Origin of the sequence: Aliivibrio kagoshimensis (assembly GCF_050337105.1) — a bacterium.
Taxonomy (GTDB): domain Bacteria; phylum Pseudomonadota; class Gammaproteobacteria; order Enterobacterales; family Vibrionaceae; genus Aliivibrio_A; species Aliivibrio_A kagoshimensis.
Genome location: NZ_JAKJSQ010000017.1, coordinates 20137 through 41364, shown reverse-complemented (window position 1 = coordinate 41364; position 21228 = coordinate 20137). Strand labels below are relative to the sequence as shown.

General features: G+C 43.3%; 20 protein-coding genes. 17 read left to right on the top strand and 3 right to left on the bottom strand.

Features of this window, described 5'->3' with window-relative positions; translation table 11 throughout:
* The 17 genes from yidC to glmU all read left to right on the top strand — a co-directional run bounded on the left by yidC (position 1) and on the right by glmU (position 16808).
* Positions 1-1629 (top strand): membrane protein insertase YidC, encoded by a 1629-nt coding sequence (gene yidC, locus L4C32_RS08100; RefSeq protein ID WP_428196363.1) that lies wholly within the window; start codon positions 1-3, stop codon positions 1627-1629.
* Positions 1630-1723: 94 nt separating this feature from the next.
* Positions 1724-3091 (top strand): tRNA uridine-5-carboxymethylaminomethyl(34) synthesis GTPase MnmE, encoded by a 1368-nt coding sequence (gene mnmE, locus L4C32_RS08095; RefSeq protein ID WP_428196362.1) that lies wholly within the window; start codon positions 1724-1726, stop codon positions 3089-3091.
* Between the two features lie 67 nt (positions 3092-3158).
* The gene (gene mioC / locus L4C32_RS08090) at positions 3159-3593 is read left to right on the top strand and encodes an FMN-binding protein MioC (protein WP_428196361.1); all 435 of its coding nucleotides are present in this window, start codon (positions 3159-3161) and stop codon (positions 3591-3593) included.
* 423 nt (positions 3594-4016) lie between these two features.
* Entirely contained in the window at positions 4017-5903 is a 1887-nt protein-coding gene (gene mnmG, locus L4C32_RS08085) for a tRNA uridine-5-carboxymethylaminomethyl(34) synthesis enzyme MnmG (RefSeq protein ID WP_428196360.1), read from the top strand.
* 4 nt (positions 5904-5907) lie between these two features.
* The gene (gene rsmG, locus L4C32_RS08080; RefSeq protein ID WP_428196359.1) at positions 5908-6543 is read left to right on the top strand and encodes a 16S rRNA (guanine(527)-N(7))-methyltransferase RsmG; all 636 of its coding nucleotides are present in this window, start codon (positions 5908-5910) and stop codon (positions 6541-6543) included.
* Between the two features lie 11 nt (positions 6544-6554).
* Complete coding sequence (locus L4C32_RS08075; protein WP_428196358.1) at positions 6555-7355, top strand: ParA family protein; 801 nt, start codon at positions 6555-6557, stop codon at positions 7353-7355.
* Positions 7356-7359: 4 nt separating this feature from the next.
* Positions 7360-8253, top strand: coding sequence for a ParB/RepB/Spo0J family partition protein (locus L4C32_RS08070; RefSeq protein ID WP_428196357.1), 894 nt, complete (start codon positions 7360-7362; stop codon positions 8251-8253).
* A gap of 143 nt (positions 8254-8396) precedes the next feature.
* Positions 8397-8771, top strand: coding sequence for an ATP synthase subunit I (locus L4C32_RS08065; RefSeq protein WP_428196356.1), 375 nt, complete (start codon positions 8397-8399; stop codon positions 8769-8771).
* A gap of 12 nt (positions 8772-8783) precedes the next feature.
* Positions 8784-9563, top strand: a complete 780-nt coding sequence (gene atpB, locus L4C32_RS08060; protein ID WP_428196355.1) for a F0F1 ATP synthase subunit A — start codon at positions 8784-8786, stop codon at positions 9561-9563.
* Between the two features lie 43 nt (positions 9564-9606).
* Positions 9607-9846 carry a F0F1 ATP synthase subunit C gene (gene atpE / locus L4C32_RS08055; RefSeq protein ID WP_428196354.1) on the top strand — a complete coding sequence of 80 codons (240 nt, stop codon included), beginning with the start codon at positions 9607-9609 and terminating at the stop codon, positions 9844-9846.
* A gap of 53 nt (positions 9847-9899) precedes the next feature.
* Positions 9900-10370 carry a F0F1 ATP synthase subunit B gene (atpF, locus tag L4C32_RS08050; protein ID WP_428196353.1) on the top strand — a complete coding sequence of 157 codons (471 nt, stop codon included), beginning with the start codon at positions 9900-9902 and terminating at the stop codon, positions 10368-10370.
* A 16-nt stretch (positions 10371-10386) separates the two neighbouring features.
* Positions 10387-10920: a F0F1 ATP synthase subunit delta gene (gene atpH, locus L4C32_RS08045; RefSeq protein ID WP_428196352.1), complete on the top strand. Its 534-nt coding sequence runs from the start codon at positions 10387-10389 to the stop codon at positions 10918-10920.
* A 14-nt stretch (positions 10921-10934) separates the two neighbouring features.
* Entirely contained in the window at positions 10935-12476 is a 1542-nt protein-coding gene (atpA, locus tag L4C32_RS08040) for a F0F1 ATP synthase subunit alpha (RefSeq protein ID WP_428196351.1), read from the top strand.
* Positions 12477-12521: 45 nt separating this feature from the next.
* A complete protein-coding gene (gene atpG / locus L4C32_RS08035) occupies positions 12522-13388 on the top strand; it encodes a F0F1 ATP synthase subunit gamma (RefSeq protein WP_428196350.1) in 867 nt (288 codons plus the stop codon).
* Positions 13389-13423: 35 nt separating this feature from the next.
* Positions 13424-14827, top strand: a complete 1404-nt coding sequence (gene atpD, locus L4C32_RS08030) for a F0F1 ATP synthase subunit beta (RefSeq protein WP_428196349.1) — start codon at positions 13424-13426, stop codon at positions 14825-14827.
* 18 nt (positions 14828-14845) lie between these two features.
* Positions 14846-15265: a F0F1 ATP synthase subunit epsilon gene (locus L4C32_RS08025; protein ID WP_428196348.1), complete on the top strand. Its 420-nt coding sequence runs from the start codon at positions 14846-14848 to the stop codon at positions 15263-15265.
* Between the two features lie 181 nt (positions 15266-15446).
* A complete protein-coding gene (glmU, locus tag L4C32_RS08020; protein WP_428196347.1) occupies positions 15447-16808 on the top strand; it encodes a bifunctional UDP-N-acetylglucosamine diphosphorylase/glucosamine-1-phosphate N-acetyltransferase GlmU in 1362 nt (453 codons plus the stop codon).
* A gap of 60 nt (positions 16809-16868) precedes the next feature.
* Here the strand turns inward: glmU and ilvA are convergent, their stop codons facing one another.
* Genes ilvA through L4C32_RS08005 form a run of 3 tightly spaced genes read right to left on the bottom strand, consistent with a single transcriptional unit; the run spans position 16869 to position 21227 of the window.
* On the bottom strand, positions 16869-18416 hold the full coding sequence (gene ilvA, locus L4C32_RS08015; RefSeq protein ID WP_428196346.1) for a threonine ammonia-lyase, biosynthetic: 1548 nt from the start codon (positions 18414-18416) through the stop codon (positions 16869-16871).
* Positions 18417-18419: 3 nt separating this feature from the next.
* Entirely contained in the window at positions 18420-20264 is a 1845-nt protein-coding gene (ilvD, locus tag L4C32_RS08010) for a dihydroxy-acid dehydratase (protein WP_428196345.1), read from the bottom strand.
* Between the two features lie 21 nt (positions 20265-20285).
* A complete protein-coding gene (locus L4C32_RS08005) occupies positions 20286-21227 on the bottom strand; it encodes a branched-chain amino acid transaminase (RefSeq protein ID WP_428196344.1) in 942 nt (313 codons plus the stop codon).
* Position 21228: the final 1 nt, after the last annotated feature.

The following is a 21228-nucleotide window of genomic DNA, read 5'->3' as shown; positions in this document are numbered from 1 at the left end:
ATGGATTCTCAACGCAATATTCTGTTAGTCGCACTTCTGTTTGTCTCTTTCATGCTATATCAGCAATGGAATGTGGACAGCACTCCTCAACCTCAGAGTGTTCAGACTGCTACTCAGCAAACAACTGAAAGTAATGGCGATGTTCCTGCCCACTCAGGTCAAGATCAGCAACCTATTACTGAATCAGCTCAATCGAATGATCTCATTACGATTACTTCCGATGTATTAACACTGACTGTTGATACGTTAGGCGGGGATATTGTTAGAGCAGAATTGAATAAATATGATGCCGAGCTTGATTCAGATACGCCTTTCGTCATTTTAAAAAATGACGCAGCTCACAGTTATATTGCTCAAAGTGGTTTAATCGGTCAGCAAGGTATTGATACCAATGCAGGACGTGCGCAATTCACCACTCAAGCGAAAGCATTTACTCTTGATGACTCACAACAAGAGATACGCATTCCATTAACCCTAGTTAAAGGCAACATCACCTATACAAAAACGTTTATCGTAAAACGTAACAGTTATGCGATTGATGTTGAATATACGGTTAATAACCAATCAACTGACGTTGCTAATGTTCAGATGTATGCTCAATTAAAGCAAAATTTAATGGATGATGGTGGCAGCCTCACCATGCCAACTTATCGTGGTGGTGCGTATTCAACGGAAGAGACCCGTTATAAGAAATACACCTTCGATGATATGCAAGATAAGAATCTATCGCTAACATTGGTCAATGGCCAAGGTTGGGCGGGTATGTTACAGCACTACTTCGCTTCTGCTTGGATCCCACGTGAGGCACCTGAAACACAACTTTACTCTCGCGTCGCTCAAGGACAAGGTTATATTGGTGTTCGTATGCCAACCGTGACAGTTGCAAGCGGTGAAACGAAAAACCTTCAAGCAACATTGTGGGTTGGTCCAAAACTGCAAGAGCAGATGGCAGCTGTTGCCCCTAACCTTGATCTATCAGTCGATTACGGTTGGTTGTGGTTTATTGCGAAACCGCTTCACTCATTGCTTTCTTTTATTCAAGGCATCGTGATTAACTGGGGTGTTGCGATCATGATCCTGACATTCATTGTTCGTGGTGTGATGTATCCACTAACCAAAGCTCAGTACACCTCAATGGCAAAAATGCGCATGCTTCAGCCTAAGCTAACAGCAATGCGTGAACGTATTGGCGATGATCGTCAACGTATGAGCCAAGAGATGATGGAACTGTACAAGAAAGAGAAAGTAAACCCACTGGGCGGTTGTTTACCTATCGTACTGCAGATGCCTATCTTCATCGCTCTGTACTGGTCTTTGATGGAATCGGTTGAACTGCGCCATACGCCATTCTTCGGATGGATTACCGATCTATCAGCACAAGACCCATACTACGTACTACCACTATTGATGGGTGCGAGTATGTTCATGATTCAGAAGATGAGCCCAACCACAGTAACGGATCCTATGCAGCAGAAGATCATGACCTTTATGCCGGTTATGTTTACCTTCTTCTTCTTATGGTTCCCATCCGGTCTGGTTCTTTACTGGTTGGTGTCGAATATCGTAACCTTGATTCAGCAGACAATGATTTACCGTGCCCTTGAAAAGAAAGGCTTACACAGTAAATAGAAACTCACTGAGTTAAATAAAAGGCGGCCAAATGGTCGCCTTTTTGTTTTTGTCTGATTACAATTAGCCCATCATCTATCAAAAAGCCAAAACCATGACCCAACATACCGATACGATCGTTGCACAAGCTACCGCCCCAGGCCGAGGTGGAGTAGGAATAATTAGAGTCTCTGGCGCAAAAGCCAAACAAGTCGCCCGTGAAATAACGGGTAAACAACTCAAACCTAGATACGCCGAGTACATTAGTTTTAAAGATGAAACGGGACAAGAGATCGATCAAGGTATTGCACTTTTTTTCAATAATCCGCACTCTTTTACAGGAGAGGATGTGCTAGAGCTACAAGGTCATGGTGGCCCTGTCGTGATGGATATGCTAATTAAACGCATTTTGAAGGTAGAGGGGATTCGTACAGCCAGGCCAGGTGAATTTTCTGAAAGAGCCTTTTTGAACGATAAAATGGACCTCACCCAGGCAGAAGCGATCGCCGACCTTATCGATGCCAGTTCTGAAGAGGCGGCAAAATCTGCGCTGAACTCTTTGCAAGGTCAGTTCTCTCAAAAAGTAAACTTGCTGGTAGAGTCACTGATTCATTTGAGAATCTACGTAGAAGCCGCCATCGACTTTCCCGAAGAAGAGATAGACTTTTTAGCGGATGGTAAGGTCAGTGGTGACTTACAAACCATTATCAACAATTTAAATGCGGTACGAGCAGAGGCAAATCAAGGCGCTATTATGCGTGAAGGGATGAAGGTGGTAATTGCCGGTCGTCCAAATGCTGGAAAATCAAGCCTGCTTAATGCCCTATCAGGGAAGGAGTCCGCGATTGTCACTGATATAGCAGGAACCACCCGAGACGTGTTAAGAGAGCATATCCATATTGATGGCATGCCAATACATATTATCGATACAGCAGGGCTTAGAGAGGCTTCTGATGAGGTAGAGCGAATTGGAATTGAACGTGCGTGGGAAGAGATAGCCCAAGCTGACAGAGTGCTTTTCATGGTTGATGGTACTACCACGACAGCAACCAACCCGACCGATATCTGGCCAGACTTCGTGGATCGTCTACCCAACGATATGGGTATGACTGTGATCCGTAATAAAGTGGATCAAACCGAAGAGAGTTTAGGCATTTGCCATGTAAATTCCCCAACATTGATTAGGCTATCAGCGAAAACAGGCCAAGGGGTTGATGCACTAAGGACTCACCTGAAAGAGTGTATGGGTTTCTCTGGCGGCAACGAAGGGGGCTTTATGGCTCGACGTCGCCACTTAGAAGCTCTAGAGAAAGCCGCTGAACACTTAGAGATAGGGCAACAACAACTCGAAGGTTATATGGCGGGAGAGATCCTTGCCGAAGAGTTAAGAATCAGCCAGCAACATCTGAATGAGATAACCGGAGCCTTCAGTTCTGACGACCTATTAGGCCGTATATTCTCCTCATTTTGTATTGGAAAATAACCATTCATTAACGAGAAAACGAGCGCTATGCTCGTTTTTTTTTACCCATAATCTATAGGACATAAAGATGAGTAATATCCAAATAATTACCGGCAGTACATTAGGTGGAGCCGAGTATGTCGGAGATCATTTAGAAGAGGTACTCAGCAATATTGGGGTCGATTCAGATATTCATAACAGCCCAAATCTAGATAATATTCCTAGCCAAGGTGATTGGTTATTAGTGGTATCAACACATGGAGCGGGTGAATATCCAGACAACTTCAAACCATTTATTGAACAAATAACCAACAATAATGCCGACCTTTCTGCCGTAAAATTCACGATTATTGCCATTGGAGATTCAAGTTATGACACATTTTGCGCCGCTGGAAATCAACTTAAAACGCTATTAGAACAGCATGGCGCAGGAGAAAAATATGGTCTTTTACAGGTCGATGTCACTGATGAGTTGATCCCAGAAGAGGCTGCAGAGCAGTGGATTTTACCCTTTTTTAGCTAATTAGCCTCAAAATCTAATAAAAATTATAAAAAAAATGGATTTATTTTCATTTATTTCTGTGGATAAAAGTAGATCTAAACGGTGATTAACCTATAGTTATGCACTTAATAAGATCTACCACTTCGACCCCCTGTGTATAAGTACCGTTTTTGATCCCAGCTATTACCCAAGAAGATCAGAGCTAAGTAACAATAAATGATCCGATCCAACATGATGATCTTAATGATCATTTATCGCTTACCCACAAGATCGTGCGATCCTAATAATAGATCTAATAAAAGATCTCTTTAAAAAGATCTTATATATATTAAGAGCAGCCCTTTTGACGGATCACATAACATTTCGCTATTTTCCAGAATCAGGGTAAAATGCTCGACCTTAAAATATCCCATTTCCACCTATGAAAAACACCTGAGGTTGTCCATGTTTTATCAAGAAAAATTTGATGTCATTGTTGTCGGTGGCGGTCACGCTGGCACAGAAGCAGCACTATCCGCTGCAAGAACTGGACAAAAAACCTTACTTTTGACGCATAACATCGATACTTTAGGTCAAATGTCATGCAATCCAGCCATTGGTGGAATTGGAAAAGGTCACTTGGTGAAAGAGGTCGATGCCTTAGGTGGATTGATGGCTCATGCCATTGACAAAGCGGGTATTCAATTTCGAACGCTTAACGCCTCAAAAGGACCAGCGGTTCGCGCAACTCGAGCACAGGCAGATCGTGCGATCTACAAAGCAGCTGTTAGAGAGAAATTAGAAAATCAACCTAACCTGACTCTATTCCAACAATCCGTTGATGATCTGATCATCGAAAACAATCAAGCTGTTGGTGTAGTAACTCAGATGGGATTAAAGTTTCATGCTCGATCAGTGGTATTAACCGTAGGCACATTTTTAGGCGGTAAGATTCACATCGGTTTAGAGAATTATTCTGGGGGCCGAACAGGTGATACCTCTTCGATTGCTCTAGCACAACGACTTCGTGAAATGCCATTTCGAGTTGATCGACTTAAAACGGGAACTCCCCCACGAATTGATGCTCGTACTGTAGATTTCAGTCAATTAGAGACTCAGCACGGAGATAATCCAACACCTGTATTCTCATTTTTAGGTAACCGTACTGAGCATCCAACACAGATCCCATGTTACATCACTCATACCAATGAGCAGACTCATGAGATTATTCGTCAAAATTTAGATCGAAGCCCGATGTATTCAGGGGTAATCGAAGGTATTGGTCCAAGATACTGCCCATCGATTGAAGATAAGGTAATGCGTTTTGCAGACAAAAACAGTCATCAGATTTTTGTTGAGCCTGAAGGACTGACGACTCACGAACTTTATCCTAACGGAATCTCGACCAGTTTACCTTTTGATGTACAAGTTAAAATTGTGCACTCAATGAAAGGGTTCGAGCAAGCACATATTGTGCGACCTGGTTATGCCATTGAGTATGACTTTTTCAATCCACAAGATTTAAAACAGACTTACGAAACCAAGTTTATTAAAGGCCTTTTCTTTGCTGGGCAAATTAATGGAACAACGGGTTATGAAGAGGCAGCAGCTCAAGGTTTAATGGCTGGACTGAATGCCAGTTTATATTCACAAGGCAAAGAGGGTTGGAGCCCACGACGTGATCAAGCTTACATGGGCGTATTAATTGATGATCTTTCAACATTAGGCACAAGTGAGCCGTATCGAATGTTTACTTCACGTGCAGAGTATCGTCTGTTACTGCGTGAAGATAATGCGGATATTCGCCTGACTGAAAAAGGGCGTGAATTAGGTTTAGTGGGTGATCTTCGCTGGCAACGATTCAATGAGAAGATGGAAAACATCGCTCTTGAACGTCAGCGTCTTAAAGATATTTGGATCAATCCAAGATCGGAGCATGTCGATCAACTTAACAAGATCCTAAAAACACCGCTAGTTCGTGAAGCCAATGGTGAGGATCTGATCCGTCGCCCAGAAGTTAATTATACACAGCTTGTTAAAATTGAGGGGTTTGGTCCTGAGCACGCGGATAAACAAGCAACAGAGCAAGTTGAAATTCAAGTGAAGTATGATGGATATATCCAACGTCAAAAAGATGAAATAGAGAAATCACTGCGTCATGAAAACACCAAGCTGCCCGTTGAACTCGACTATCAGCAGATGAAAGGGCTTTCTAATGAAGTGATTGCCAAGTTGAATGATAGTAAACCAGAAACCGTCGCGATCGCATCACGGATATCGGGTATTACACCAGCAGCCATCTCCATTATTTTGGTTTATTTAAAAAAACACGGCATGTTAAAAAAAGGGTAAAGCAGTGAGTGAGTTAAAAAAGAGATTAAATCAGCTTATTGCACAGAGCACTTTAACCGTGACTGAGCAGCAAAAAGATCAATTAATCGGTTACGTTGAGTTGCTCAATAAGTGGAATAAAGCGTATAACCTGACATCGGTAAGAATGCCGAGTGACATGTTAGTGAAGCATATCATGGACAGTATTGTAGTTAGCCCACATTTAGAGGGCAACAGCATGATAGATGTGGGAACGGGACCTGGACTTCCTGGTATCCCATTAGCGATCATGAATCCGGAAAAAACGTTTACTTTACTCGACAGCCTTGGAAAACGTATCCGCTTTATTAAGCAGGTGATTCACGAACTTCATATTTCCAATGTGACGGCGGTTCAAAGCAGAGTTGAAGATTTTCAACCAGAAGAGAAATTCGATATTGTATTAAGTCGTGCTTTTGCATCGATGACGGATATGGTGAATTGGTGTCATCATTTACCTAAAGAGACAACAGGTCACTTTCTGGCTTTGAAAGGTCTCTATCCGACAGATGAAATATCACTACTACCAGAATGGTGTTCTGTGACAGACATCAAAGCTTTGACAGTTCCTGAGTTAGAAGGCGAGCGTCATCTAGTAACCTTGTCTCCAACTAATAAATAGGTGAGGTATTCGTGGGCAGAATAATATCCATAGCAAATCAGAAAGGTGGCGTTGGTAAAACAACGACTTGCGTGAATTTGGCTGCTTCAATGGCAGCGACTCAACGCAAAGTACTGGTTATTGATTTGGATCCTCAAGGTAATGCCACTATGGCCAGTGGTGTTGATAAGTATCAAGTCGATGCGACTGCATATGATCTTCTGGTAGAAGAGACACCGTTTGAAGAGGTGGTCGTAAAATCAACCTCTGGGGGTTATGATTTAATCTCTGCTAATGGGGATGTGACCGCGGCTGAAATCAAATTAATGGAAGTGTTTGCACGTGAAGTTCGTTTAAGAACAGCGTTATCATCAGTTCGTGAAAAATATGATTTCATCTTTATCGATTGCCCACCAGCACTAAACCTGCTTACAATCAATGCCATGGCTGCCTCTGACTCTGTGTTAGTTCCTATGCAGTGCGAGTACTTTGCATTAGAAGGTTTGACCGCATTAATGGACACCATCAGTAAATTAGCTGCGGTCGTCAATGCTGATCTAAAAATTGAAGGGTTACTGCGCACCATGTTTGATCCGAGAAACCGTCTCTCCAATGAGGTTTCTGATCAGCTGAAAAAGCACTTTGGTGATAAAGTTTACAGAACCGTTATCCCTCGAAATGTACGTTTAGCTGAAGCTCCTAGTCATGGTCTTCCAGCTATGTATTACGATAAATACTCCGCAGGAGCTAAAGCGTATCTTGCATTGGCGGGTGAGATTATCCGTCGTAGTGAAGTTGACAATCATGTATCTAGCGAAAAAATAGAGGCCTAAGAGAATGAGTAAACGTGGCTTAGGTAAAGGACTAGATGCACTGCTTGCAACCAGCTCACTTGCCAGAGAGAAACAGCAAGTGGCCGTGAGCAGTCAAGCACTTTCATCGGACTCCAATTTAATTGATATATCGATTAATCACCTGCAGCCGGGTCAGTATCAACCAAGAAAAGATATGGATTCTGTTGCGCTGGAGGAACTTGCCGCTTCAATCAGTTCTCAAGGAATTATTCAACCTATCGTCGTTCGCTCAGTTGCTGATGGTCGTTATGAGATCATTGCCGGAGAACGTCGTTGGAGAGCATCACGTAAAGCGGGACTAAAAGTCGTTCCTTGTATTGTTAAAATCGTTGAAGACCGCGCGGCAATTGCGATGGCTCTAATAGAGAATATTCAACGTGAAGACTTGAATGTGATTGAAGAGGCTCAAGCACTTGAAAGATTGCAAGAAGAGTTCGAATTAACTCACTTGCAAGTTGCTGAAATAGTAGGTAAATCAAGAACAACCGTTTCAAATTTATTACGACTTAATCAGTTAGAATCAACCGTAAAAGGCTTGGTTGAGAAAAAAGTGATTGAGATGGGCCATGCACGTGCACTTTTGGCCTTAGACGGTGAAGCACAATGCGAAGCGTCTGAAATAATTGCTAACAAAAAGCTCACTGTTAGAGAAACTGAGAAATTAGTTAAAAAAATGCTAACGCCTGTTGAAGATAAGCCAATAAAAACAGTGGATAGCGATGCTCAAGCTATCTCTACGCAGTTGTCGAAAAAACTCGGAACTGAGGTTTCCATATCACGCTCGGTGAATGGAAAAGGAAAACTCACAATTTGTTTTGATGAGAGAGACAAATTACAGCAAATTCTTGCTATATTTGATGAGAAATTTAACGCTTAGTCTAATTATGTAGCCGAAAGTCAGCTTTAAGTTGATAATTGCATCGAATATTTAGATCTAGAGCAATGAATTGTAGATTCTGCATTGTTGTAAAAAGCAATGGTGAATGTATAATCCGAGTCTTGGTAAAGGAAATGTTGCTGATGTTGAACAATGGTTGGTTAAAAGGGTCTATTGTTGCCTTTTTATGTCAATTGATTATTGTGACGGTTTTTGCGAGTTTCCTCTATCATACTCAAGGTGAGATAGCTGGAATATCAGCTATTTTGGGGGGGCTAGTTTACTGTGGGCCAATGTTATTAGCTAACTTATTTATGAGTAAATCTAGTGACACTTCAGCCAAAGCAGTTGTTGCAAGAGCGTATTTAGGCACCATCTATAAGATGGCTGTTTCCGTCTGTTTATTCATTTATATTTTCAAATATATGTCAATAAATATAGCTATATTTATAGCTGCTTATGTAATCACACTACTTACACAATACGCTACGTCATATGTTTTTCTTAATCGTAACTAGACAGGATATCTAATGGCTGGTTCAGGTGAAGCTCTGACTGCTCAGGAATACATTGCACACCACCTTACCTTTTTAAGTTCTGGAGAAGGATTTTGGAGTCTTAATATAGATTCTATGATTTTCTCTGTGCTTACGGGTGCTGGTATGCTTTGGCTTTTCCGTCGTGTTGCTGTAAAAGCAACAGTAGGAGTACCAGGCAAGCTTCAGTGCTTTGTCGAGATGATTGTTGAATTTGTCGATGGAACCATAAAAGATATTTTCAATGGAAAGAGTACATTAATTGCTCCATTAGCGTTAACCATTTTCGGATGGGTTTTCCTAATGAACTTAATGGATTTGATTCCGGTTGATTTTCTGCCTCATACAGCTCAAGTTCTTGGTGTACCTTATCTTCGTGTCGTACCTACTGCTGACGTTAACATTACGTTATCAATGGCATTAGGTGTGTTCTTTTTGATTCTGTTCTACAGCATCAAAATTAAAGGAGTAAAAGGATTTGCTAAAGAGTTAACCTTACAACCATTCAACCATTGGGCATTTATCCCAGTGAACTTGATATTGGAAGGGGTAACTTTAATCGCAAAACCTGTTTCTTTAGGTCTCCGATTGTTTGGGAATATGTACGCAGGTGAGTTGATATTTATTTTGATCGCAGGGTTATTGCCTTGGTGGTCTCAATGGTTATTATCAGTTCCTTGGGCTATTTTTCATATTTTAATCATCACGCTACAATCATTTATATTTATGGTGCTGACAATCGTTTATCTGTCACAAGCATCAGAAGATCATTAATTGTATTTTTAAAACAACACTTAGTTAGAAATTGGAGTTATACATGGAAATGACAGAAACAATTCTGTACCTTGCAGTTGCTATTATGATGGGTTTAGCTGCTATCAGTGCGGCAATTGGTATTGGTATGTTAGGTGGTAAATTCTTGGAAGGTGCAGCTCGCCAACCTGATTTGATCCCTCTACTTCGTACACAGTTCTTCATCGTTATGGGTCTGGTTGATGCGATCCCAATGATTACTGTAGGTTTAAGCCTTTATATTATGTTTGCGGTCGCCGGATAATTAATTATCTTTTTCGGTATTTTTTCTAACTTGCAAACATAGGAGAGTATGCGGTGAATATGAACGCAACTCTGCTGGGTCAGGCAATCGCCTTTGTACTATTTGTTTGGTTCTGCATGAAATATGTATGGCCACCACTTATTACTGCGATTGAAGAACGTCAGAAAAATATAGCTGACGGTTTAGCTGCTGCGGATCGCGCTGCTAAAGACTTGAGCCTAGCCCAAGCAAATGCCTCTGATAAATTAAAAGAGGCAAAACGTACTGCAACCGAGATCATTGACCAAGCGAATATTCGTAAGAATAAAATTTTGGATGAAGCCCGTGAGGAAGCGCTTGCTGAGCGTCAAAATATCCTTACTCAAGGTGAAGCTGAAATTGAAACCGAACGTAATCGTGCACGTGATGAACTGCGTAAACAGGTTGCAACTCTGGCCGTGATTGGTGCCGAGAAAATCCTAGAGCGTTCTATTGATGAACAAGCTCATAGCGATATTCTTGATAGCATCACTGCTAAGTTATAAGTAGAGGGGGCAGCATATGTCGGAAATGACAACAATCGCACGCCCCTACGCTAAAGCAGCTTTTGACTTTGCTGTTGAGAAAGGTGAGATGACCAAATGGGGTCAAATGCTTACCTTTACTGCTGAAGTAGCAAACAACGATGATATGAAAGAACTGATTAATGGTGCTGTTTCAGCTCCTCAGTTATCTGAAATATTCACTTCTGTTTGTGAAGAGCAACTCGACGAATTTGGCCAAAACTTTATTAAAGTAATGGCTGAAAATGGACGCTTAAAAGCACTACCAAGTGTGTTGGAGTTATTTCTAACACTGCAAGCTGAGCATGAAAGAGTGATGGATGTAGAAGTCACTTCTGCAGTAGCACTCTCAGAAAGTCAACTTGCTAATATTGGTACAAAACTTGAAGCGCGTCTAGAACGTAAAGTAAAGCTGAATTGCAGTGTAGATGAGACTCTACTTGGTGGGGTCGTTATACGAGCCGGAGATTTAGTCATCGATAACTCAGCGCGTACTAGTATACGTAGACTGAGCGATGCATTGCAGTCTTGATTGGAGCATGCAAAATGCAACTTAATTCCACGGAAATTAGTGATCTGATCAAACAACGTATTGAGAAATTCAGCGTTGTTAGTGAAGCTCGCAATGAAGGTACTATCGTTTCTGTAAGCGATGGTATCATTCGAATCCATGGCCTTGCGGATGTAATGCAAGGCGAAATGATTGAACTACCAGGTGGCCGTTTTGCACTTGCACTTAACCTTGAGCGTGACTCAGTTGGTGCAGTTGTAATGGGTCCATATGTCGACCTTCAGGAAGGCATGAAAGTAACAGGTACTGGTCGTATTCTTGAAGTACCAGTAGGTCCAGAAATGCTTGGTCGTGTTGTAAACACGCTAGGTCAACCAATTGATGGTAAAGGTCCTATTGATGCTAAACTTACTTCTCCTATCGAAGTAATTGCACCAGGTGTTATCGACCGTAAATCGGTTGATCAACCTGTACAAACTGGTTATAAGTCAGTTGACTCAATGATCCCTGTGGGTCGTGGTCAGCGTGAGCTTATCATCGGAGACCGTCAGACTGGTAAAACAGCACTGGCACTCGATGCAATTATCAACCAGAGAAATTCTGGTATTTACTCTATCTACGTAGCGATTGGCCAGAAGGCATCAACAATCTCTAACGTAGTTCGCAAACTAGAAGAGCACGGAGCGCTAGCTAACACGATTGTTGTTGTTGCGTCTGCCTCTGAGTCTGCAGCACTGCAATATCTAGCTCCTTATGCTGGTTGCGCAATGGGTGAATACTTCCGTGACCGCGGTGAAGATGCACTGATCGTTTATGATGATCTGTCTAAGCAAGCGGTAGCGTATCGTCAGATTTCCCTGCTACTTAAGCGTCCACCAGGACGTGAAGCTTACCCAGGTGATGTATTCTACCTTCACTCCCGTCTGCTTGAGCGTGCTGCTCGTGTAAGCGAAGCGTACGTAGAAAAATTCACTAACGGTGAAGTGAAAGGTAAAACAGGTTCTTTAACTGCTCTACCTATTATCGAAACACAAGCAGGTGATGTCTCTGCGTTTGTACCTACAAACGTAATTTCGATTACCGATGGCCAGATCTTCCTACAAACAGAACTGTTCAACGCCGGCGTACGTCCAGCAGTTGATCCAGGTATCTCTGTTTCTCGTGTAGGTGGTGCTGCGCAAACTAAAATCGTTAAGAAACTGTCTGGTGGTATTCGTACCGCTCTTGCACAGTACCGTGAATTGGCAGCATTTGCTCAGTTCTCATCGGATCTTGACGAAGCAACTAAGAAACAGCTAGACCACGGTCAGAAAGTTACCGAACTTATGAAGCAAAAACAGTACGCACCAATGTCTGTTTTTGATCAAGCGATGGTTCTTTTTGCAGCTGAGAAAGGTTATTTAGGCGATATCGAGCTTAATAAACTGGCTGATTTTGAAAGTGCATTGCTGTCGTTTGCTCGAGGTCAACACGCCGATCTTGCTTCTAAGATTGATGAAACGGGTGCTTACGATAAAGATATCGAAGGTCAGCTTACTAAGCTGGTTGACGATTTCAAAGCAACCCAGACCTGGTAATTCGTTGGTGGCCTATATGGGTCACCGATAAGACGGAGAGTAACGATGGCCGGTGCTAAAGAGATTCGTAATAAGATCGGGAGTGTACAAAGCACTCAAAAGATCACTAAGGCAATGGAGATGGTTGCCGCTTCAAAAATGCGTCGTACTCAAGACTCAATGGAAGCGTCACGTCCATATGCTGAAACAATACGTAAAGTGATCGGTCATTTAGCCCTTGGTAATTTAGAGTATCGTCATCCTTATCTTGAGGAGCGAGAAGCCAAGCGCGTAGGCTACATCATTATTTCTACAGACCGCGGTCTTTGTGGTGGTTTAAATATTAATTTATTTAAAAATGTCATTACAGAGATGAAAGAGTGGTCTGAAAAAGGTGCAGAAATTGATTTAGGCCTTATTGGTACTAAAGCCACTGCATTTTTCAACAGCTACGGCGGTAACGTTGTCGCTCAAGTTTCAGGTTTAGGTGATTCACCTAGCGTGGAAGAGCTCATCGGTACTGTTGGTGTAATGCTGAAGAAATATGATGAAGGCCAATTGGATCGCCTGTACATAGTGAACAATAAATTTGTCAACACTATGGTACAAGCACCAACGATCGATCAATTGCTTCCTTTGCCTAAATCGGAAGATGAAGCAATGAAACGCAATCATTCTTGGGACTATATTTATGAGCCTGAGCCTAAACAACTTCTTGAGTCACTGCTTATTCGCTATGTCGAATCACAAGTGTACCAAGCGGTTGTAGAGAACCTAGCCTGTGAACAAGCAGCGCGTATGATTGCGATGAAAGCGGCAACTGATAATGCAAGCGACTTAATCGATGACCTACAACTTGTGTATAACAAAGCACGTCAAAGTGCGATTACACAAGAGTTGTCAGAGATTGTTTCAGGCGCTGCAGCGGTTTAAGCATAGGAATAAACTAAAAGTTTAGAGGATTAACGATGGCTACAGGTAAGATCGTACAGATCATCGGTGCGGTAGTCGACGTAGAGTTTGCGCAGGGCGAAGTACCTAAGGTATATGATGCTCTGAATGTTGTTGACTCTAAAGAGCGTCTAGTTCTTGAAGTTCAGCAGCAGACTGGTGGCGGTATTGTTCGCGCAATCGCCATGGGTAGCTCTGACGGTTTACGTCGCGGTTTGGTAGTAGAAAGCACTAACGCTCCAATTCAAGTACCAGTTGGTACTAAGACTCTAGGACGTATCATGAACGTTCTAGGTGACCCGATTGATGAGTGTGGTGAGATTGGTGAAGAAGAGCGTTACTCTATTCACCGTGAAGCGCCAAGCTATGAAGATCAGTCAAACTCGACTGAACTACTTGAAACCGGTGTAAAAGTAATCGACTTGATTTGCCCATTTGCTAAAGGTGGTAAAATCGGTCTATTCGGTGGTGCAGGTGTAGGTAAAACCGTCAACATGATGGAACTTATCAACAACATCGCACTGCAACACTCAGGTTTATCAGTATTTGCGGGCGTTGGTGAACGTACTCGTGAAGGTAACGATTTCTACTTTGAAATGCAGGAAGCAGGTGTTGTAAACATCGAAAAACCTGAAGAATCAAAAGTAGCGATGGTTTACGGACAGATGAATGAGCCTCCTGGTAACCGTCTACGTGTAGCACTTACAGGCCTAACAATGGCTGAGCGCTTCCGTGATGAAGGCCGTGACGTTCTACTGTTTGTAGATAACATTTACCGTTATACCCTTGCGGGAACAGAAGTATCGGCTCTATTGGGTCGTATGCCATCTGCGGTAGGTTATCAGCCAACACTTGCTGAAGAAATGGGTGTTCTACAGGAACGTATCACATCGACTAAGTCAGGTTCTATTACCTCGATTCAGGCGGTATACGTACCTGCGGATGACTACACCGATCCGTCTCCAGCAACAACGTTTGCTCACTTGGATGCGACCGTTGCACTTAACCGTAATATCGCTGCTATGGGTCTATACCCTGCGATTGACCCATTGGACTCGACGTCACGTCAGTTAGATCCATTGGTTGTTGGTCAAGAGCACTATGATATTGCACGTGGTGTACAGTCAACTCTTCAGCGCTATAAAGAGCTAAAAGACATCATTGCTATCCTTGGTATGGACGAGCTATCTGAAGAAGATAAGCAAGTTGTATCTCGTGCACGTAAGATTGAGCGTTTCTTAACTCAGCCTTACCACGTAGCTGAAGTATTCACTGGTGACCCAGGAATCTACGTACCTCTTAAAGAGACACTACGTGGCTTTAAAGGTCTATTAGCTGGTGATTACGATGACATTCCTGAGCAAGCATTCATGTACTGCGGTACTATTGAAGATGCGCTTGAGAATGCTAAGAAGCTGTAAAGCAGACTAGGAGGCAATATGGCAGCAATGACCTTTCACTTGGATGTAGTAAGCGCAGAGAAGAAGATCTTTTCTGGCCTTGTTGAAACATTTCAAGTGTCCGGTAGCGAAGGTGAGCTTGGTATCTATCATGGCCATGCTCCCCTGCTGACCGCTATTAAACCTGGTATGGTGCGTATTGTGAAACAGCACGGTCACGAAGAGATTTTATATGTCTCTGGTGGCTTCGTTGAAATTCAAGCTAACTCATCTACTGTGTTAGCTGATACAGCGATTCGTGGTGAAGATCTTGATGCGGCAAAGGCTGAAGAAGCTAAACGCAAAGCTGAGGAACATATCCAGAATCAGCACAGTGACGTTGACTTTGCACAAGCGGCAAGTGATTTAATTAAAGCTATTGCTCAACTTCGAGTGATCGAATTGACCAAAAGACGTTAATTAAATATCAGCAAAAAGGGCGGCCAGTGGTCGCCTTTTTTATTTTCTACTGAATAAAACGGCATACTTGCCATACTTATGGCTGATTTTTAATCAAAAAGTCCGATCCTCTCTTAAATCCTCCCTCGTTACTCGGTACAATGTCGAACATAAATCGTCATAATAATTAAGGCTTACTTAAATGAACTTCAGTGCAGTGATTCTTGCCGCGGGTAAAGGCACCCGCATGTACTCCAATAAACCTAAAGTTTTACATACGCTTGCTGGCAAGCCGATGGTAAAGCATGTTATTGATACCTGTGAGAGTATTGGTGCTCAGAATATCCATCTGGTTTATGGCCATGGTGGAGAGTTGATGCAAGCTGAACTCGCTCAAGAGTCAGTGAATTGGGTATTGCAGGCGGATCAACTCGGAACGGGTCATGCAGTCGATCAAGCGTCACCACGGTTTGCTGAAGATGAAAAAGTACTGATTCTTTATGGCGATGTGCCACTGATCAGCCGTACAACATTACAAAACTTGTTAGAAGCTCAACCTAATGGCGGGATTGCACTGTTAACCGTCGTTTTAGACAACCCAATGGGATATGGACGAATTGTTCGTAAAAATGGTCCTGTGGTCGCGATTGTTGAGCAGAAAGATGCATCTGAAGAGCAGAAACAGATTAAAGAGATCAACACTGGTGTCATGGTGGCTAATGGTGGCGATCTGAAACGCTGGCTTTCAAATCTTAACAATGAAAATGCGCAGGGTGAATATTACCTAACTGATGTGATTGCAGCAGCTCACAGTGAAGGTCGCGCTGTAGAAGCCGTTCATCCTGAAAATGCGATTGAGGTTGAAGGGGTCAATGATCGTATTCAACTGGCTCGTTTAGAGCGTGCATTCCAAGAGATGCAAGCACGTAATCTGCTTCAACAAGGGGTGATGCTACGTGATCCAAGCCGATTTGATCTACGAGGCACTCTGCAGTGTGGTATGGATGTTGAAATTGATGCCAACGTGATCATCGAAGGTAATGTTACTATCGGAAATGATGTAACGATAGGCGCGGGATCGGTTTTAATCGATTGCGAAATTGATGATAACACTGTGATCAAACCCTATAGTGTTATTGAAGGAGCGACTGTTGGTGAGAAGTGTTCCGTTGGGCCTTTTGCTCGCCTTCGTCCTGGCGCTGAATTGTGTGAAGACTCTCATGTAGGTAACTTTGTTGAGATTAAAAAATCGCGACTAGGTAAAGGCTCAAAATGTGGTCACTTGAGTTACTTGGGTGACTCTGACGTGGGCGAGAGAGTTAATATTGGCGCGGGTGTGATTACCTGTAACTATGATGGTGCCAATAAATTCAAAACCACCATTGGAGATGATGTGTTTGTGGGCTCGGATTGTCAGTTGATTGCGCCTGTTACTATTGGAGATGGCGCGACTATTGGTGCTGGTACTACCTTGACCAAAGACGTTGAAGAGGGCACTCTGGCCATTTCAAGAGCCAAAGAGCGCACGATTGCTAATTGGGTTAGACCAACGAAAAAGAAGTAGATCAATAGACAATAAAAAAGCGACCTTCGGGTCGCTTTTTTGTATCTGCTATTATGGTTTTTAGGATAGAAAAAACGTAAAGGCAGGATTGTCTGTTTCATCTTTGCACTGGTAACCGAGTTCTCGTAAATGGCTAGAGAAACTGGCCAAATCGGACTCTTCCAGTTCAAAACCACACAGTACACGGCCATAATCAGCACCATGGTTGCGGTAATTAAACAAGCTAATATTCCAATGGGTACCTAATGTGTTTAAGAACTTCAGTAGGGCACCGGGGTGCTCTGGAAATTCAAAACTGTATAGACGCTCTTTGATCGCTTTTGACGGCTTTCCACCTATCATGTAACGAATGTGCAGTTTAGCCATCTCGTCATCGGATAGATCGATAACGGGGTATTCACCTTGTCTTAGATCGTGAACAATTTCATTTAACTCTTCTTGGCCACGCATTAAGCGCACCCCAACGAAGATGTTTGCTAACGTTTCATCACCTTGGCGGTAATTAAACTCTGTCACTGCTCGGCCCTTAATAAGGTCGCAAAACTGTAAAAATGCACCTTGACGCTCTGGAATGGTTACCGCTAACAGTCCCTCACGCTTCTCACCGAGCTCACAACGCTCTGAAACGTAACGTAAGCTATGAAAGTTAGTATTAGCACCAGAGAGAACACATGCCAGTGACTTATCCGTGAGCTGATGTTCAGCGGCGTATTTCTTAAGTCCTGCTAACGAGATAGCACCAGAAGGTTCAGCAATAGCACGAGTATCTTCAAAGATATCCTTCACTGCAGAGCAGATCTCATCACTGGAAACCGTCACGTGACCATCTAAATATTGTTGGCATAACCTGAACGTTTCACTACCGATCTTCTTCACGGCCACACCATCAGCAAACATACTGATTTGATCAAGAACCACAGGTTCACCAGCATCGAGCGCTGCTTTTAAACAGGCTGAGTCTTCTGGTTCAACAGCTATCACTTTAATTTCAGGCATCAGCTGCTTAATGAGTACCGCAACACCCGCTGCTAACCCTCCGCCCCCAACAGGAACAAAGATACAGTCGAGATGACCGTTCTGTTGCAACATCTCCATCCCCAAGGTGCCTTGTCCTGCAATGACTTTAGGGTGATCAAAAGGGGGAATAAACGTATAGCCGTTTACCTGTGCTAACCGCTCTGCTTCCACTTTGGCTTCATCAAAGTTGTTACCATACAAGATCACTTCGCCACCAAAGGCTTTAACCGCTTCGACTTTAATATCAGGAGTGATTTTAGGCATAACGATAATGGCTCTAATCCCTAAAGTCGTACCAGAAAAAGCTAACCCTTGTGCGTGGTTACCCGCCGACGCTGCTATCACGCCTGCCGATTTTTGTGCTTCCGTTAAGCTTGCTGCCATATTATAAGCGCCGCGCAGTTTAAACGAGTGGACCGGTTGACGGTCTTCTCGTTTTAGCTGAATGCGGTTACCGAGCCTTTCCGATAGACGAGTCATATCTTGCAGTGGGGTAATGCTGGCGACATCGTAAACAGGAGCTCTTAAGATCTCGCGTAGATACTCTGCACCGCTCATTTCAACACTATTTGACTCAGTAAGTCTGCTCATGAATTAGAGATCCTCAAGTTTAGATTTGTCACGCACCGCACCTTTATCTGCGCTAGTAGCTAACATAGCGTAAGCTTTCAGAGCTAAAGAGACTTCACGCTGACGGTCAGCAGGTTTCCAACCTAACTTATCCTGTTCGATACGACGAGCTTCTACTTCTGCATCAGGGACATCAAGAGTGATGGAGCGGTTTGGAATATCAATGGTAATAATATCACCACTGTTAACCAGGCCAATTAAACCACCACTTGCTGCTTCCGGTGAAGCATGGCCAATTGAGAGACCAGATGTACCTCCAGAGAATCGACCATCAGTAAGAAGGGCACATGACTTGCCTAATCCCATTGATTTCAGGTAAGTGGTTGGGTAGAGCATCTCTTGCATACCCGGTCCACCTTTCGGACCTTCGTAACGAATAATAACCACATCACCCGCTTTAACCTGACCACCTAAGATACCTTCTACAGCACTGTCTTGGCTTTCAAAGACAACTGCAGGGCCTTGGAATTTAAGATTATCTTCATCAACACCTGCTGTTTTCACAATACAACCGTCGACGGCAATATTACCGGAAAGAACCGCAAGGCCACCTTCTTGGCTAAAGGCGTTCTCTTTAGTACGAATACAACCATTTTTACGGTCATCGTCTAAACGATCCCAACGGCAATCTTGCGAGAAGGCTTTTGTGGTACGAATACCAGCAGGACCAGCACGGAAGAACTTCAGCACATCAGCATCATCAGTTTGCATAATGTCATACTGTGCTAGTTGCTCTTTCAAACTTAAACCAAGTACTGTACGTGTATCGCTATTAAGCAGGCCTGCACGATCTAATTCGCCAAGAATCGCCATAACACCACCAGCGCGGTGAACATCTTCCATATGATATTTAGGCGTTGATGGCGCTACTTTACACAGATGAGGAACGCGGCGAGACATCTCATCGATATCAGCCATATCAAAGTTAATCTCACCCTCTTGAGCGGAGGCTAACAGGTGAAGAACGGTGTTACTTGAACCGCCCATTGCAATATCGAGTGCCATGGCATTTTCAAAAGCGGCGCGGTTTGCAATATTGCGAGGTAGAGCTGATTCATCATCTTGTTCGTAATAGCGTTTAGTCAGTTCAACCACACGCTTACCTGCATTGATAAACAGTTGCTCACGATCGGCGTGTGTGGCTAACATTGAACCATTACCTGGCTGAGATAGGCCTAATGCTTCAGTTAAACAGTTCATTGAGTTAGCAGTGAACATGCCTGAACATGAACCACAGGTAGGGCATGCAGAACGCTCAACTTGCTCACTCTGTTCATCAGAAATGGTTGGATCGGCACCCTGAATCATGGCATCGACAAGGTCAAGTTTGATGATTTGATCGGAAAGCTTGGTTTTACCCGCTTCCATTGGGCCACCAGAAACAAAGATGACAGGAATATTAAGACGCATTGCTGCCATCATCATCCCTGGGGTAATTTTGTCACAGTTTGAGATACAGACCATGGCATCGGCGCAGTGCGCGTTAACCATATATTCGACAGAATCCGCAATCAGTTCTCGTGAAGGCAGTGAATAGAGCATACCGCCATGGCCCATTGCGATGCCATCATCAACCGCAATGGTATTGAACTCTTTGGCGATTCCGCCCGCTTTTTCAATTTCACCAGCTACCAACTGACCCATATCTTTTAGATGAACGTGGCCTGGAACAAACTGAGTAAATGAGTTAACGACAGCAATGATAGGCTTACCAAAATCTTCATCTTTTACCCCAGTGGCGCGCCATAGTGCACGGGCTCCAGCCATATTTCGGCCATGGGTTGTTGTCGCTGAACGATACTTAGGCATTGTTATAAATCCTTCTATTAATTATTTTGAAGCGTCGGTGCTGTATACATAATCTAACCAGCCCCACTTATCTTCTGTTGTTCCGTTAAATAGGCCAAAATAGGCAGCCTGGATCTCTTTGGTGATTGGCCCGCGTTTCCCTGTACCAACTTCAATTTGATCAACACTTCTTACTGGAACCAACTCGGCAGCGGTTCCTGTCATGAAGATCTCATCAGCAAGGTAGAGCGACTCACGGGCAATGTTCTCTTCACGCACTTCATAACCCATCTCTTTAGCAAGAATCATGATGGTGTCACGAGTGATACCCGGTAAAATGGCACTGGTTGCTGGAGGGGTAGATAGAATCCCTTTTCGAACCACAAATAGGTTTTCACCGGCACCTTCCGAAAGATAACCATCAACACTTAATGCTATACCTTCTGCGTAACCATGACGGCGTGCTTCACTGCCAACCAGTAGTGATGAAAGGTAGTTACCACCTGCTTTCGCCGCAGTCGGTATGGTATTAGGGGCAGCACGATTCCAGCTCGAAATCATTGCGTCGACACCACTTTCCAGAGCCTCTTCACCTAAGTAAGATCCCCAAGGAAAGGCAGCACACATCAGTTCCATATTGGTATCAACGGGAGGACAAACCCCAAGGCCTACATTACCCACATAGCCGAGAGGGCGAATGTAAGCTGAAGTGAGTTTATTGACTCGAATGGTTTCACGACAGATTTCCATTAACTCATCCACAGAGTATGGAATAGGGAAACGGTATATCTTAGCTGAGTTTTTCAGACGTTCCATATGCTCTTTATGACGGAAGACAATTGGCCCTTTCGGTGTGTTGTAGCAACGGATACCTTCAAAAACAGAGGTGCCATAATGCATCGCGTGAGTAAGAACGTGTACTTTGGCGTCAGCCCAAGGGACCATTTCGCCATTAAACCAAATATAATCTGCTGTATTTGCCATG

What these genes read in the sequence shown, in the direction of transcription:
- yidC (WP_428196363.1), top strand. Translation starts at nt 1, where the DNA reads ATGGATTCTCAACGCAATATTCTGTTAGTCGCACTTCTGTTTGTCTCT.
- mnmE (WP_428196362.1), top strand. Translation starts at nt 1,724, where the DNA reads ATGACCCAACATACCGATACGATCGTTGCACAAGCTACCGCCCCAGGC.
- mioC (WP_428196361.1), top strand. Translation starts at nt 3,159, where the DNA reads ATGAGTAATATCCAAATAATTACCGGCAGTACATTAGGTGGAGCCGAG.
- mnmG (WP_428196360.1), top strand. Translation starts at nt 4,017, where the DNA reads ATGTTTTATCAAGAAAAATTTGATGTCATTGTTGTCGGTGGCGGTCAC.
- L4C32_RS08070 (WP_428196357.1), top strand. Translation starts at nt 7,360, where the DNA reads ATGAGTAAACGTGGCTTAGGTAAAGGACTAGATGCACTGCTTGCAACC.
- L4C32_RS08065 (WP_428196356.1), top strand. Translation starts at nt 8,397, where the DNA reads ATGTTGAACAATGGTTGGTTAAAAGGGTCTATTGTTGCCTTTTTATGT.
- atpB (WP_428196355.1), top strand. Translation starts at nt 8,784, where the DNA reads ATGGCTGGTTCAGGTGAAGCTCTGACTGCTCAGGAATACATTGCACAC.
- atpE (WP_428196354.1), top strand. Translation starts at nt 9,607, where the DNA reads ATGGAAATGACAGAAACAATTCTGTACCTTGCAGTTGCTATTATGATG.
- atpH (WP_428196352.1), top strand. Translation starts at nt 10,387, where the DNA reads ATGTCGGAAATGACAACAATCGCACGCCCCTACGCTAAAGCAGCTTTT.
- atpA (WP_428196351.1), top strand. Translation starts at nt 10,935, where the DNA reads ATGCAACTTAATTCCACGGAAATTAGTGATCTGATCAAACAACGTATT.
- atpG (WP_428196350.1), top strand. Translation starts at nt 12,522, where the DNA reads ATGGCCGGTGCTAAAGAGATTCGTAATAAGATCGGGAGTGTACAAAGC.
- atpD (WP_428196349.1), top strand. Translation starts at nt 13,424, where the DNA reads ATGGCTACAGGTAAGATCGTACAGATCATCGGTGCGGTAGTCGACGTA.
- L4C32_RS08025 (WP_428196348.1), top strand. Translation starts at nt 14,846, where the DNA reads ATGGCAGCAATGACCTTTCACTTGGATGTAGTAAGCGCAGAGAAGAAG.
- glmU (WP_428196347.1), top strand. Translation starts at nt 15,447, where the DNA reads ATGAACTTCAGTGCAGTGATTCTTGCCGCGGGTAAAGGCACCCGCATG.
- ilvA (WP_428196346.1), bottom strand. Translation starts at nt 18,416, where the DNA reads ATGAGCAGACTTACTGAGTCAAATAGTGTTGAAATGAGCGGTGCAGAG.
- ilvD (WP_428196345.1), bottom strand. Translation starts at nt 20,264, where the DNA reads ATGCCTAAGTATCGTTCAGCGACAACAACCCATGGCCGAAATATGGCT.
- L4C32_RS08005 (WP_428196344.1), bottom strand. Translation starts at nt 21,227, where the DNA reads ATGGCAAATACAGCAGATTATATTTGGTTTAATGGCGAAATGGTCCCT.